The sequence below is a fragment of the Paracidovorax valerianellae genome (assembly GCF_900102625.1).
In the GTDB taxonomy this organism is placed as follows: Bacteria; Pseudomonadota; Gammaproteobacteria; order Burkholderiales; family Burkholderiaceae_C; genus Paracidovorax; species Paracidovorax valerianellae.
The window spans coordinates 236,453-250,735 of record NZ_FMZC01000004.1 but is presented as its reverse complement, the minus strand read 5'-3'; the positions used below and the strand labels follow the sequence as shown (position 1 = coordinate 250,735).

Genomic DNA, 14,283 nt, shown 5'->3' with positions numbered 1-14,283 from the left:
TTTCTAGCACCAGCCGTGCCGAAACAGCACGAAAGCGTGCCGATTCAGCACACCGCGGTGCGCCAGCGTTCCCACAATCGGCGCATATCTCCAAGGAACCCCCGATGCACCCCCACCACGCCCTTCGCCGCGCCGCCCTGGCCTGCGGCCTCGCCCTGCTGGCCGCCGGCCCCGCCGCCGCGCAGGACAGCTACCCGAGCAAGCCCATCACCATCGTCGTGGGCTATCCGCCCGGCGGCAGCACCGACCTGACCGGGCGCACGGTGGCGCAGGAGCTGGGCGCACGGCTGGGCGTACCGGTGGTGATCGAGAACGTGGGCGGCGCCGGCGGTGCGATCGGTGCGCAGAAGGTGGCCAGTGCCGCACCGGACGGCTACACCCTGCTCGTGGGTGCGAGCAACGAGATCGCCATCAACAAGCTGGTGACGAAGAAGGTCAAGTACGACGTGAAGGACTTCACCGCCGTGGGCCTGATCGCCTCGCAGCCGCTGGTGCTGGTGGCCTCCGCCGGCTCGGGCGTGAAGAACGCGGCCGAGTTCACGCAGTTGGTGTCCAAGAACCCCGGCAAATACAGCTACGGCAGCTCGGGCGTGGGCACCTCGCTGCACCTGGCCGGCGAGATGGTCAAGGAACAGGGCAAGCTGTTCATGACGCACATCCCCTACCGCGGCGTGGCCCCGCTCACCAACGACCTGCTGGGCAACAACCTGGAGTTCGGCGTGTTCGTGCTCTCCAGCGGCCTGCCGCACATCAAGAGCGGCAAGGTGATCGCCCTGGGCACCACCGAAGCCAAGCGCTCGGCCATCACGCCCGACATTCCGGCCCTGGCCGAACTGCCGCAGTACAAGAACGTGGACATCGGCGTGTGGTTCGCGCTCATGGGACCGGCCAAGATGCCCAAGCCCGTGTACGACAAGCTCAAGAAGGCGCTGAACGAGGCGCTGCAGTCGCCCGACTTCCGCAAGAAGATGGAAGCGAGCGGCTCGGTCGTCGCTTCGCCCACGGTGAACGCCGACCAGTTCATCGCGGCCGAAGTCGACAAGTACCGGAAGATCGTCGAATTCGCGAAGATCGAAGAGTGATGTCCATGTCCCTGACTTTCGCACTCCCCGCCCCCGACCTGTCGCCCTGGCGCGCGGGCAACACCGGCACCGAAGGCGTGTGGCATTTCGACTCCGGCGTGCCCGGCCGCCATGCCATGGTCAGCGCCCTGGTGCACGGCAACGAGCTGTGCGGCGCATGGGCGCTGCAGGGCCTGCTCGCGGCGGGCCTGCGCCCGCAGCGCGGCGCCATCACCCTCGCGTTCTGCAACCTGGAAGCCTTCGACCGATTCGACCCGGCGAACCACGATGCCTCGCGCTTCACCGACCAGGACATGAACCGCCAGTGGACCGATGAGCGCATCGATGCCGGCGACACGCGCGAGCGCCGCCGCGCCGCCGCGCTGCGGCCCTTCGTGGCGCGCGCCGACTGGCTGCTCGACCTGCATTCGATGCACGAGCCCGGCGCGCCGCTGCTGCTCACCGGCCTGCACCCGCGCAACCTGGACCTCGCCCGCCGCATGGGCTCGCCCGAGCACATCGTGGCCGACGCGGGCCACCAGGACGGCGTGCGCATGCGCGACTACGGGCGCTTCGGCCTGCCCGATGCGCAGGCGGGCGACACCCGATCGCTGCTCGTGGAATGCGGCTTTCACGGCGACCTGGCGAGCCGCACCGTGGCGCAGGACCAGTGCGTGCGTTTTCTGGAAGCCGCCGAAGTGGTTGATGCGCCCGCGCTGGCCGCATCACTGCCCGGCTGGCGCCAGCCCGACGCGCCGCGCCAATGGGTGCTGGAAGTGACCGGCCCCGTCGTCGCCAAAAGCAGCGCCTTCCGCTTCACGCAGCCCTTTACCGGGCTGGAAGTGATCGCCAAGGCGGGCACGGTGATCGGGGACAACGACGGCGAGCCCGTCAGCACGCCGTACGACGACTGCGTGCTGGTGATGCCCTCCACGCGGCAGGCGCGCGCCGGGGTGACGGTGGTGCGCTACGCGCGCCGCCGGCCGCTGTAGCGCGGCCCGAGCACCACGCACACGAGCGCCATCACCACGCAGGCCACGCCGGCCCACTGCCAGGCGGTGACGACCTCGCCCAGCGCGAGCAACCCTGCCGCCAGGCCCACCACCGGCACGCCCAGGCTGAAGGGCGCCACGCGGTTGGCCGGGTAGCGGGTGAGCAGCCCGGTCCACAGCCCGTAGCCGACGATGGTGGCCACCCACCCCAGATAGGCCGCGGCACCCCAGGCGATGGGCGGCAGCGCGGCCCACGCGTCGGCATGCAGCCAGCGGCCCGCGTCGGCATCGGTCACGGCCGTCAGCCCCATGAAGGGCAGCACCGGCACCAGGCTGCTCCAGGCCACGAACGACAGCGGGTTGTAGCCCGGCGATTCCTGCTGCGCCAGCCGCGAGACGATGTTGGACACCGCCCAGCACGACGCCGCACACAGCGTGAGGCAAATGCCCACCAGCGTGGCGCCGCCCACCCCCGTGCCCTTCGCGCCCGGACCGATGAAGTTCATGGCGAAGCACACCAGCCCTACCGCCGCGATCGCCATGCCCAGCACCAGCGGCCGCCCGGGCCGCTCGCGCAGGATGCCGAAAGCGAACAGCGCCGTGAAGAACACCTGCGTCTGCATGAGCACGCTGGCCAGCGCCGCCGTCATGCCCAGCTTGAGCGCGAAGAAGCCAAAGCCGAACTGCCCCACGCCCTGGAACAGGCCGAACAGCAGCACCCAGCGCCAGTGCACCCGGGGCGCCTTCAAAAAGAACACCAGCGGCAAAGCGGCGAACAGGTACCGCACGGCGCCGAGCTGGAACGGGGTGAAGTAGCGCAAGCCCCACTTCATGACCACGAAATTGAGACCCCAGATGACGACCACCGCGAGCGCGGCCAGCAGGTCGCGCGTGGCCATCGCCTCGCCGGCCGGCAGCCGGGCCGCGCTCATGCGGCCTCCTTCGTGCGAAGTGCGGCGGTGGCACGGCCGCGCCCGGAACAGGAAAACAGGGCAGAGAAGACAGAAAGAAATGCGGGGCAGGGCATGCGGCGGTTCGCCGGCAGGCCGGCACATCCAGGGAAGGGGGAATCGAAGCGCGAGAGGATCGATTATTCAGCACTGCAAGGGCCGTGCCCGCCCTTGCGTGACAGCGTGTCGCCGATCCGGCCAACAGCCCCGGGGTTCGCACCCGTCAAAGATTGCGCTGGGCCACGCGGCGCGACAAGGCTTCGGCGCTTTCCCGGCGCTCGCTGTACCGGTCCACCAGGTAGCCGGCGCAGTCGCGCGTCAGCAGCGTGAACTTCACCAGTTCTTCCATCACGTCCACCACCCGCTCGTAGTAGCTCGACGGCTTCATGCGGCCGCCGTCTTCGAATTCGAGGAAGGCTTTTGCCACCGACGACTGGTTGGGGATGGTGATCATGCGCATCCAGCGGCCCAGCACGCGCATCTGGTTGACGGCATTGAACGACTGCGAGCCGCCCGAGACTTCCATGACGGCCAGCGTCTTGCCCTGGGTGGGCCGCACCGCGCCGACCGACAGCGGAATCCAGTCGATCTGCATCTTGAGGATGCCGGTCATCGCACCATGGCGTTCCGGGGAGGTCCAGACCATGCCCTCCGACCATTGCGCGAGTTCGCGCAGCTCCGCCACTTTGGGGTGGTCGTCCGGCGCCGAGTCCGGCAGCGGAAGGCCCCGCGGGTCGAAGATGCGCGGTTCGGCGCCCAGCGCCGCCAGCAACCGGGCCGCCTCTTCGGTCAGCAGCCGGCTGTACGACCGCTCGCGCACCGAGCCATACAGCAGCAGGATGCGCGGCGCGTGGGTGGCGCGCTGCGCCGGGGCAAGCCGCGCGGGATCGATGCCTGCCAGCAGCGCGGTATCGACATGGGGGAGATCAGGATTCATACCAGCCCTTGGAAGCGTTCACGGCCTTGACCACCAGCAGCATTACGGGCACCTCGATGAGCACACCGACCACCGTGGCGAGCGCGGCGCCCGAGTGAAAGCCGAACAGGCCGATGGCCGTGGCAACCGCCAGCTCGAAGAAATTGGAAGCCCCGATCAATGCCGAAGGGCCGGCGATACCGTGCTTTTCGCCCACGGCGCGGTTGAGCCCGTACGCCAACGCGGCGTTGAAAACCACCTGGATCAGGATGGGAACCGCCAGCAGCGCGATCACGACCGGCTGCCCCAGGATCGCCTCGCCCTGGAAAGCGAAGAGCAGCACCAGCGTGAGCAGCAGGGCTGCCATGGACCAGGGCCCGATGCGCTGCAGGGCAGCGTCGAACACGGCCGGCCCTCGCCTGAGCAGGGCCCGGCGCCCCCACTGGGCCAGCACCACTGGCACGAGGATGTAGAGCACCACGGAAATCAGCAAGGTGTCCCACGGCACGGCGATGGCCGACAGACCGAGCAGAAAGGCCACCAGCGGCGCGAAGGCCACGATCATGATGCTGTCGTTCAGCGCGACCTGCGACAGCGTGAAGAGAGGATCGCCCCCTGTGAGCCGGCTCCACACGAACACCATCGCCGTGCACGGCGCCGCGGCCAGCAAGATCAGCCCGGCGATGTAGCTGTCGATCTGGTCGGGCGGCAACCAGGGAGCGAACCACTGCCGGATGAACAGCCAGCCCAGGAACGCCATGGAGAACGGCTTGACCAGCCAGTTGACGAACAGCGTGACGCCGATGCCGCGCACGTGGCGGCGCACTTCGCCCATGGCGGCGAAGTCCACCTTGAGCAGCATCGGAATGACCATGACCCAGATCAGCACGCCGACCGGCAGGTTCACGCGGGCGACCTCCCAGGCGCCGATGGCCCGCGCAGCGCCAGGAAACAACTGGCCCAAGCCGACGCCCACCACGATGCACAGCACCACCCACACCGTCAGGTAGCGCTCGAACCCGCTCATGCCGGATCGCTGCATGCCGCGCCTTCAATCCGCAACGGGTTGGCGGGCACTGGCCTGCAGCGTGGCCCCGTCCAACTGGTCCTGCGGCAGGTTGACCAGCCGGTCCAGCCGGCGCTTCATCGCGTACAGCGTCTTTCGGAAGGCACCGAGCTTTTCCGCCTCGGTGCCGCTGCCTTCGCTGGGGTCCGCATAGCCCCAATGGGCCGTCGCCGGGTGCCCCGGCCAGATGGGACACGCCTCGCCCGCCGCGTTGTCGCAGACCGTGATGATCAGGTCCATCGTGGGCGCCCCGGGTGCGGCGAACTCGTCCCAGCTTTTGCTGCGCAGGCCTTCCGTGGAGAGGCCGGCGCTGCGCAGCACCTGAAGGCCGAGCGGGTTCGGCTGCTGGTGCTCGCGCGGGCTGCTCCCTGCTGAATAGGCCTTGAAACGGCCCTGCCCCATGTCGTTGAGCAGGGCCTCCGCCAGGATGCTGCGCGCGGCGTTGTGGGTGCACAGGAAAAGAACGTTCAAGACGGGGCGGGTGTCGCTCATAGGAAACTTCGAGAAGCAGGTCGATGGGTTGATGTATCGGTATCGGCGTTGGGCGGCACGTTGACGGGCAGCAGGCGTCAGCACCGCCGCGCCATGGCCCTTTCGTCGCGCTAGCAACCGCAGGAGGTGGCGGAATCCGGAAGGCAGGGCGCGCCCTGGCAACAGTTCTCGGTGAGATAGGCCAGGAGTTCCTCCATGGCCGGGTAGGCCGCGCGGTAGATCAGATTGCGACCCTGCCGCTCCTGGCTGACGAGCCCGGCATGGGTCAACTCCTTGAGATGGAACGACAGGGCATTGGGTGCGATCTCCAGGCGCTCGGCGATGGCGCCGGGCGTCAGGCCTTCCTGGCCAGCGACGACCAGCGCGCGAAAGACCCGCAGGCGCACTGCCTGCGCCAGCGCAGCCAGGGCTCGGACAACATCGGTTTCAGTCATTATTCAATCATTGAATTATTTACCGGCTTGCGTGTTTTTTGCAACCGGCAGGACTTGGCCGTTGGGATCGGTTCGTTTTCTGTGCCCATGTGACGAGCGGTGTTGCCCTGCGGCACATGTCTTGCTATATCGAGAAAACACACATTTTCTTACACGAAATGAACCTCCTCCATCGCTTCAGCCTGCTGCAGAAATTCCTGATCCTCGGCGCCATCGCCGTGCTGATGTGCGCACTGCCCACCGGGCTGTACGTGCGGGGCGCGCTGCAGGAGATCGCCGACGCCCGCCACGAGAGCGCCGGGGCGCCCGCGCTGACTTCGGTCAACCAGGCGGCGCAGTGGTTGCAGGTGCACCGGGGCCTGTCGGCCGCCATGCTCAACGGCGACGAGGTGCTGGGCGCCCGGCGGCCCGCGGTGCGCGATGCGATGAACAAGGCCCTGGCCGAGGCCGAGCGGCAACTCGCGGCCGCCTCGGCCCCTGCAGCGCAGGTGAAGGCCTGGGCCGACGCGGGCCAGGCATGGCGCACGCTGGAGCAGGCCGTGGCGGCGCGCACGCTGACCTCGGCGCAGGCCCTGGCGCAACACACGCAACTGGTGGCCGATCTGCTGCGCGTGAGCGAAGAGCTGCTGCACGCCTACGGATTTCAGACCGACCCCGACGGCGCCACGCAGGACCTGATCCAGGCCACGCTGGTCCATGCCCCGCTGCTCGGTGAAAAGATCGGGCTGCTGCGCGGACAGGGCGCCGGCTATCTGGCGCGGGCCAGCCTGCCGCCCGAAGGCAAGGGCTCGCTGCAGGCGCTGCAGCAGCGCGTGGGCGAGCTGGAGGACAGCACCTTCCGCAACTTCGACCGCGCCATGGCGGGCGATGCCGCCCTGCAGCGGGCGCTGGGCGCGCAGGTGTCGGCCGTGCGCCAGCGCGTGGCCGCCTCGCGCGGCCTGGCGGACCGGGGGCTGCTCAAGGCCACCGGAATCACGCTGCCCGCCAAGGACTATTTCGACGACCTGTCGGCCACCATCGAAGCGCTGAGCGCCCTGAACGCCACGGCCATGTCCAGCCTGGATGCCGCGCTGCAGCAGCGCGTCGCGCGCCACCAGCGCGCCCTGGGCGTGGCCGCGCTGGCGATGGCCCTGGCGCTGGCCCTCGCGGGCGGGCTGGCGGTGGTCTTCGTGCGCTCGATCACGCGGCCGCTGGCCCTGGCGGTGGACCTGGCGAGCGCCGTGGCCGGCGGCGACCTGAGCGGCGAAGACACCGCCCACGGCAGCAACGAGGTGGGCCGGCTCATCGCCGCGCAGCAGCAGATGCGTGCGCGCCTCAAGCCCATGGTGGCGCAGGTGCGCGGCGGCTCCGAAGGCGTGGCCACGGCCAGCGCGGAGATCGCCCAGGGCAACATGGACCTGTCGGCCCGCACCGAAGCGCAGGCCAGCGCGCTGGAGGAAACCGCGGCCTCCATGGAGCAGATGACCGCCACCGTGCGCCAGAACGCCGACAGCGCCCGCCAGGCCAACCAGCTCGCCGAACACGCCAGCACCGTGGCCGTGCAGGGTGGCGACGTGGTGGCGCGGGTGGTGGAGACCATGCAGGGCATCCACGCCGCGTCGCGCAAGATCGGCGACATCATCGGCGTGATCGACGGCATCGCGTTTCAGACCAACATCCTGGCGCTGAACGCCGCCGTGGAAGCCGCGCGGGCCGGCGAGCAGGGCCGGGGCTTTGCCGTGGTGGCCGGCGAGGTGCGCAGCCTGGCCGGCCGCAGCGCCGAGGCGGCCAAGGAGATCAAGGCCCTCATCGGCGCCAGCGTGGAGCGGGTGTCGCAGGGCAGCGCCCTGGCGGACCAGGCCGGCAGCACCATGGCCGACGTGGTCACCGCCATCCGCCGCGTGACGGACATCATGGGCGAGATCAGCGCGGCCAGCCACGAGCAGTCGCTGGGCGTGTCGCAGGTCGGCGAGGCCGTCACCCAGATGGACCAGGCCACGCAGCAGAACGCCGCGCTGGTCGAGGAAATGGCCGCGGCCGCCAACAGCCTGCGCGCGCAGGCCCAGGAACTGGTGCAGGCCGCGGGCGCGTTCCGGCTCGGAGCCGGCGACAGCGCGGCCCATTCGAACGGCATGCTATCAATTCAATAGCTACCTGCCGGCGTGTTGATTGCGCTGGAGGCCTTTTTCATTCAAAGGCCCTGCAGGGTGCAGTTCTCGCTCAGGGCGCGTCGCCGGCCCGGCAGGGCGCGGCAGCGAGCAGGCGCGCGGCGTGCAGAAACGCTTTCGGCCCGACCCAGCTCACGTTCCAGTCGCCCGCCACGGGCACTTGGCGCTTGTGCGCGATCACCAGTTGCCGCTTGGGCACGACCAGGATGTACTGGCCGTGCACGCCCCAGGCCATGTAGGCGCCGCTCAGCGGCGAGCCCGGCGGCTCTTCCAGCAACCACCACAGGTAGCCGTAACCGAAGTCGCGCCGCGCGGTGTGCGCCGGGTGCATGGCCGACGCCGGCGTCGTCTGCTGCGTGATCTGCGCCACCCAGTCGGCCGGAACGAGCTGTTGCCCGCGCCAGCGCCCCTGCTGCTGCATCAGGAGGCCCAGCCGGGCCATGTCGCGCGTCGATAGAAAGAAGGGGTAGGCCAGGTGCTCCGATCGCCGGGCATCGCCGCTGCGCACGTGGCGCGTGGGGTCGAAATCCTCGAGCTGCAGCGGCGTGGCCAGATCGTCCGCGAAGGCCTGGTAGATGCCGCGCCCCGTCATGCGCTCGAAGGCGGTGCCTGCGGCGTTGAAGTCCCAGTTGTTGTAGAGGAAGTAGCGGCCCGGCACCTGCGAGCCGCGCGCCGGCGCGGCCACCGCGTCGTCGCCCCCGTTGGCGGCTGCGTGGTAGACGCCCGACCGCGCGGTGAGCAGGTCGCGCACGGTCGCCTGCCGTTCGATCGGCAGCAGGCCGCCCGTGTCGTCGATGTTCAGGTCGGCCAGCGTGCGGTCCAGGTCGATGGCCCCGCTGGCCACGTACTTGCCGTACAGCATCGCCAGCACGCTCTTGCGCACCGAGAACACGATGCTCACCGCCTCCACCGGGCCGTGCGCCAGCAGCACGCGGCCGTCCTGCACGGCCATCAGCGCGGTGGTGTCCAGCGTGCGAAGGTATTCATGCGTGGCGTCGAGATCGCGGCGGCAGGCCGGCGCCTGTTCTGCCTCGGGTGTGGCTTCCCACGATGCGCCGGGGAAAGCGGTGGATGGCGATGGCGATGACGACGGGGGCGGGCTGGCCGCCGGCCTGACCGCCGTGCAGGCGCTGGCGAGCAGCAGCAGGGCAACGCCGCACAGGGTGCGCACAAACTTCGCCGGGGTAGTGGGGGTGGGGTATGGCATGGGGCCTTCGATGCGATCCCCCCGGAGATTAGCGCCTGATCAGACCCCGAGACCGCCGCGCCGGGCCGGATGGTGGGTTCGGCGCGGCAACGGATCGTTCGCGATCGAGGTTCGTCATGGGTTAACACAGGCCCGCCATCCTCGGGCCAAGAGCGCGGCGATCTTCCTTCGCGCCCGCCCCCAACCGACCGCTGGAGCCCGATGCCATGACCGCACGCCCGACTTTTTCCCCGCAGCGCCTTCGCCGGTCGCCCAGCGCGTGGCGCCGCATGACCTTCGCAGGAGTGCTGCTGGCCTGCGCCGCCACACTGCCCGCCGCCGCTCAGGCGCAGGCCCCGGCCGCCGCCGGGTTTCTGCAGGAAGACGCACGCAGCCTGTCGACGAAGCTGCCGGAGGGCGTGCAGCGCCTGGCCGACGTGCCCTACGGGCCCGACCCATTGCAGCGCATGGACGTGTATTTGCCGCCGCCCCCCGCGCGGCCAGACGCTCACAGCGAGCGCTCGCCGGTGATCTTCCTGGTGCACGGCGGCGGCTGGCGCACGGGCGACAAGGATGCGCACCGCGTGGTGCAGGCGAAGGTGGCGCGCTGGGTGCCGCGGGGTTTCGTGCTGGTGTCCGTCAACTACCGCCTGCTGCCGGCCACCGGGGTGGCGCTGCAGGCGCACGACGTGGCCGCCGCCCTGGCCGCGGTGCAGCAAAAGGCTGCGCAATGGGGCGCCGACAGCCGCAAGACCATCCTGATGGGCCATTCGGCGGGGGCGCACCTGGTGTCCCTCTTGAACGCGCAGCCGGCGCTGGCAGATCGCCATGGGGCGGTGCCTTGGCTGGGCGCGGTGTCGCTGGACAGCGCGGTGCTGGACCTGCCCACGCTCATGAAGGCACCGCACGCCGCGCTGTACGACGAGGCTTTCGGCACCGACCCCGCCCAATGGGCCGCGCTTTCGCCCTACGACCAATGGGTGCCGGGCGCGGCGCCGTTCCAGTTCGTGTGCTCCACGCGGCGTCCAGATCGCCCGTGCCAGCAAGCCAGGCGCATGGCGGATCACGTGCAGGCGGCCGGCGGGCGGGCCGAGGTGCTGCCGCAAGCGCTGTCGCACGCCGACATCAACGGCACGCTGGGGCAGGACAGCTGCTACACCCGTGCCGTGGAAGCGTTCATGGCGTCGCTGGACCGGGGCGTAGCGACAAGGCTGGGGCGCTGAACATCGGCCGAAACCGGGGACGTTCCGCCGTGCTCAGGCGTGTCGTGCAAGTTCGCCGGAACGGTAGAGCAGCTGATGGGATCCGGTAACAACCGGACACAGACCGGATGTAACAGCTGCATCCGCCTGTCATCGAAACGCTCGGGCGTGCCGTTCACAACAGCTTCCTGCCCTCGCGCGCTGCCGCCGTTTACACGCCACGGCGGCGCTCCGTGTCCCCATCCGCCCCGCTCCCGCTCGCCCGGGAAAGACGCCCATGATGCTGACCCCCGCGGCCCCTGCCCCCGCCACCGACCTCGACCGCCCGGCCGATCCTTCGGCGGCCCCCGAGCCCGCTCCCGCTCCTGCTCTTGTCGCCCATCCCTCCGCCCTGGGCGCTGCCGCGCTCGCCAGCGCACTGCTGGCCGCCTGCGGAGGAGGCGGCGGCGAAGACAGCAGCCCCACCAACCCACCCCCTGCCGGCGGCAGCCCGGCACCGGCTCCCAGCCCCGCGCCGTCCGGCGGCAGTACCGGCGCGGTGGACGCACCCGCCACCGACGAAGAAGCCGCGCGCTTTCTGCTGCAGGCGCAGTTCTCGGCCACCGACGAAGCCATTGCCGCGGTGCGCAGCCGAGGCTACGCCGCCTGGCTGGGCGAGCAGTTCGCCCAGCCCATCGGCACCACCGGCACGGAATGGCTTATGCAGCGCGGCTACGGCATCGCCAACGCGGACACGCGGCTGTACAACGCGGCGTACCCGGCCGACTACATGCTGTGGAGCCAGTTGTTCACCGCGGGCGATGCGGTGCGCAAGCGCGTGGCGCTGGCCCTGTCGGAAATCATGGTCGTTTCGCTCAACGGTCTGGACCAGACCTGGAACGCCTTTCTCGCGGCGGGCTACTGGGATGTGCTCAACGCGCATGCGCTGGGCAATTTCCGTGCGCTGCTGGAGGCTGTGACGCTGAACCCGGCCATGGGTGTCTACCTGAACACGCGCGGCAACCAGAAGGAAGACGCCCGCACCGGCCGCCAGCCGGACGAGAACTATGCCCGCGAGGTCATGCAGCTCTTCACGCTGGGGCTGTACCAGCTCAACGCCGACGGCACCGAGCAGCGCGACGGCAGCGGCAACCGGCTGGAGAGCTACACCGCGGCCGACGTGAGCAATCTGGCACGCGTGTTCACCGGCTACGACTACGACCGCAGCCAGAACCAGCCCACCACCGTGGGCAGCAGCACGGTGCCCAGCCCGCAGCAGGCCCGCTTGCCGATGGTGCTGACCGCCAGCCGGCATTCCACGCTGGCCGCGACCTTCCTGGGCATCACCATCGGCGCCGGAACGCCCGGCGACGCAGCGCTGAAGACCGCGCTGGACACGCTCTTCAACCACCCCAATGTCGGCCCCTTCATCGGCCGCCAGCTGATCCAGCGCCTGGTGACCAGCAACCCCAGCCCCGCCTACGTGGCGCGCGTGGCGGCGGCGTTCGCCAACAACGGCAGCGGCACCCGCGGCGACCTGCGCGCCGTGGTGGCGGCCGTGCTGCTCGATGCCGAAGCGCGCAGCGCCACGGGGCTGTCGAACCCGCAGTTCGGCCGCCTGCGCGAGCCCATGGTGCGCTTCGTGCAATGGGGCCGCACGTTCGAGCTGCGCTCCGCGCAGGGCAGCTGGAAGATCGGCGACCTGAGCGATCCGGCCACCCGGCTGGGGCAAAGCCCGATGCGGGCGGGGTCGGTGTTCAACTTCTTTCGCCCTGGCTACGTGCCGCCGGCCACCGCCATGGCGACCAACGGTCAGGTGGCGCCGGAGTTCCAGATCGTCAACGAGACGAGCGTGAGCGGCTACCTGAACTTCATGCAGAACGCGATCCGCAACGGCATCTTCGTGAACGCGCCCGACCTGCCGCAAAGCGCCAGCAACGCCGCCAACGGCTATGACATCGCCTGCACCTATGCCAACCTGCTGCCGCTGGTGGCCGACGCCACGGCCCTGGTGCGCAAGACCGCGCTGCTGCTGTCCGCAGGCCAGGTGTCCGCCGCCACGCAGGGCCGCATCGCCGCCGCGCTGAACACCACGCCTGTCACCGCGGGCAGCACCGCCGCCGTCAAGCTCAACCGCGTTGCCGCGGCCGTGCTGCTGGTGATGGCCAGCCCCGAATACCTCGTGCAGAAGTGACCGCCGCCCACCGCCCACGGAACACGCCCATGCCCACCTCCTTCATCGATCCCTCCCGCCACACGCGCCGCGCCTTCCTGCGGCGCTCGGCCCAACTGGCCGCCACCGGCACGGCGCTGCCGTTCGCCCTCAACCTGGCTGCATTGGGCGAGGCCGCCGCGTTCGAAGCCAACGACTACAAGGCGCTCGTCTGCGTCTTCCTGTACGGCGGCAACGACTACGCCAACACCGTCGTGCCCTACGACAGCAGCCGCTACGCGCAGTACGCGGCCATCCGCGGCGGCGGCGCAGATGGCTCGGCAGGCGGCATCGCGCTCGGCCGCAGCGCCCTCGGCAACACCGTGCTGCAGCCCGCCAGCGCCCTCGCTGCCGGCCTGCAATACGCGCTGCACCCCTCCATGACCGGCATGGCCGGCCTTTTCAACAGCGGCCGCGCCGCCGTGCAGCTGAACGTGGGCCCGCTGGTCGTGCCGCTCACGCGAGCGCAATACGCCAGTGCCGACCGCCGCAACTACCCGCTGCCCCCGAAGCTCTTTTCACACAACGACCAGCAGTCGGTGTGGCAGTCGCAGGGCGCCGAAGGCTCCACCGTCGGCTGGGGCGGCAACCTGGGCGATCTGGCGCTGTCGGCCAACACTAATTCGCTGTTCACCTGCATCTCGGCGAGCGGCAACGCGGTGTTCCTGTCGGGCGACCAGGCACTGCAGTACCAGATCAGCACCAGCGGCGCCGTGCCCATTAACGGGGTGAAAAGCAATGTCTATGGATCGAGCGCGGTGCGCGGCGTGCTGAGCGAGCTCGTGCAGGCCGCCAGCGCCCACGCGATGGAGGCCGAATACGCCCGCGTGACGCAGCGCTCCATCGGCTCGGAAGGGCAGATTTCCGCCGCGCTCTCGGGGGCCGGCGTTTCCACGCCCTTTCCCACCGGCAATTCGCTGGCCGACCAGCTCAAGGTGGTGGCAAGGCTCATCGGCGCGCGCGGCGCGCTGGGCACCAAGCGCCAGGTGTTCTTCGTGTCGCTGGGCGGCTTCGACCTGCACGACAACCTCGTCTCGAGCCAGACCGTGCTGATGGACCGAGTCAGCAGCGCCATGACCGCGTTCTACAACGCCACCGTGGAACTCGGCGTGGCCGACAAAGTGACCGCCTTCACCGCCTCGGACTTCGGCCGCACGCTCACCTCCAACGGCGACGGCTCCGACCACGGCTGGGGCAGCCACCACTTCGTGGTCGGCGGCGCTGTGCGCGGTGCAGCGTTCTACGGCACGCCGCCGCCCGTCAGCGTGGGCAACGGCACCGGCAGCGAAGACCAATGGCACGTCGGCCAGGGCCGCCTGCTGCCCAGCACGGCGGTGGACCAGTACGCCGCCACGATGGCGCGGTGGTTCGGCGTGGCGGGCACGGAGATGACGGGCGTACTGCCACGGCTGGGGAATTTCGGCGGGTCGGCGTATCCGGTGAATCTGGGGTTTTTGGGGTGATGGCCGACGCAGTGGTTGGATGCGCCTCACCACTGCTGGCGTTCAATGCCGGATGGTGCGACCCAGCGGCTGCGTGAGGTTCGCGCATTCCAGTTGCGCCCGCAGCCGCTCCTGATCCGCCTTGACCATCCCTTGATTCATGGGACCTCCCCGTCCATTGGCGGTTGTTTTTAGAACCGCGGA

At 69.8% G+C, this 14,283-nt stretch carries 12 protein-coding genes; 6 read left to right on the top strand and 6 right to left on the bottom strand.

Annotated features, from left to right (window positions below; all coding sequences use genetic code 11):
- Positions 1–104: 104 nt before the first annotated feature.
- Positions 105–1,082: a Bug family tripartite tricarboxylate transporter substrate binding protein gene (locus tag BLT03_RS08900; protein ID WP_092742564.1), complete on the top strand. Its 978-nt coding sequence runs from the start codon at positions 105–107 to the stop codon at positions 1,080–1,082.
- Positions 1,083–1,087: 5 nt separating this feature from the next.
- The gene (locus BLT03_RS08895) at positions 1,088–2,053 is read left to right on the top strand and encodes a M14 family metallopeptidase (RefSeq protein ID WP_175537707.1); all 966 of its coding nucleotides are present in this window, start codon (positions 1,088–1,090) and stop codon (positions 2,051–2,053) included.
- On the opposite strand, the gene BLT03_RS08890 is transcribed toward BLT03_RS08895, so the two are convergent.
- The 5 genes from BLT03_RS08890 to BLT03_RS08870 form a co-directional block, all read right to left on the bottom strand.
- Positions 2,029–2,985 carry an EamA family transporter gene (locus BLT03_RS08890; protein ID WP_092742559.1) on the bottom strand — a complete coding sequence of 319 codons (957 nt, stop codon included), beginning with the start codon at positions 2,983–2,985 and terminating at the stop codon, positions 2,029–2,031. The genes BLT03_RS08895 and BLT03_RS08890 overlap by 25 nt on opposite strands.
- A 241-nt stretch (positions 2,986–3,226) precedes the next feature.
- Complete coding sequence (gene arsH / locus BLT03_RS08885; RefSeq protein ID WP_092742558.1) at positions 3,227–3,940, bottom strand: arsenical resistance protein ArsH; 714 nt, start codon at positions 3,938–3,940, stop codon at positions 3,227–3,229.
- Positions 3,930–4,961, bottom strand: coding sequence for an ACR3 family arsenite efflux transporter (gene arsB, locus BLT03_RS08880; RefSeq protein ID WP_092742557.1), 1,032 nt, complete (start codon positions 4,959–4,961; stop codon positions 3,930–3,932). The genes arsH and arsB overlap by 11 nt, the downstream gene beginning before the upstream one ends.
- A 9-nt stretch (positions 4,962–4,970) precedes the next feature.
- Positions 4,971–5,477, bottom strand: a complete 507-nt coding sequence (locus BLT03_RS08875; protein ID WP_092742555.1) for an arsenate reductase ArsC — start codon at positions 5,475–5,477, stop codon at positions 4,971–4,973.
- 110 nt (positions 5,478–5,587) lie between these two features.
- A complete protein-coding gene (locus BLT03_RS08870; protein ID WP_092742553.1) occupies positions 5,588–5,911 on the bottom strand; it encodes an ArsR/SmtB family transcription factor in 324 nt (107 codons plus the stop codon).
- Positions 5,912–6,069: 158 nt separating this feature from the next.
- On the opposite strand from BLT03_RS08870, the gene BLT03_RS08865 reads away from it, so the two are divergent.
- Positions 6,070–8,040 (top strand): methyl-accepting chemotaxis protein, encoded by a 1,971-nt coding sequence (locus BLT03_RS08865; protein ID WP_092742541.1) that lies wholly within the window; start codon positions 6,070–6,072, stop codon positions 8,038–8,040.
- A gap of 70 nt (positions 8,041–8,110) precedes the next feature.
- Here BLT03_RS08865 and BLT03_RS08860 read toward each other — a convergent pair whose 3' ends face one another.
- Entirely contained in the window at positions 8,111–9,265 is a 1,155-nt protein-coding gene (locus tag BLT03_RS08860) for a serine hydrolase domain-containing protein (RefSeq protein WP_092742539.1), read from the bottom strand.
- Positions 9,266–9,471: 206 nt separating this feature from the next.
- On the opposite strand from BLT03_RS08860, the gene BLT03_RS08855 reads away from it, so the two are divergent.
- The 3 genes from BLT03_RS08855 (at position 9,472) to BLT03_RS08845 (ending at position 14,100) form a co-directional block, all read left to right on the top strand.
- Complete coding sequence (locus BLT03_RS08855; RefSeq protein ID WP_245711293.1) at positions 9,472–10,467, top strand: alpha/beta hydrolase; 996 nt, start codon at positions 9,472–9,474, stop codon at positions 10,465–10,467.
- Between the two features lie 256 nt (positions 10,468–10,723).
- On the top strand, positions 10,724–12,619 hold the full coding sequence (locus BLT03_RS08850; RefSeq protein WP_092742535.1) for a DUF1800 domain-containing protein: 1,896 nt from the start codon (positions 10,724–10,726) through the stop codon (positions 12,617–12,619).
- 29 nt (positions 12,620–12,648) lie between these two features.
- The gene (locus BLT03_RS08845) at positions 12,649–14,100 is read left to right on the top strand and encodes a DUF1501 domain-containing protein (protein WP_092742533.1); all 1,452 of its coding nucleotides are present in this window, start codon (positions 12,649–12,651) and stop codon (positions 14,098–14,100) included.
- Positions 14,101–14,283: the final 183 nt, after the last annotated feature.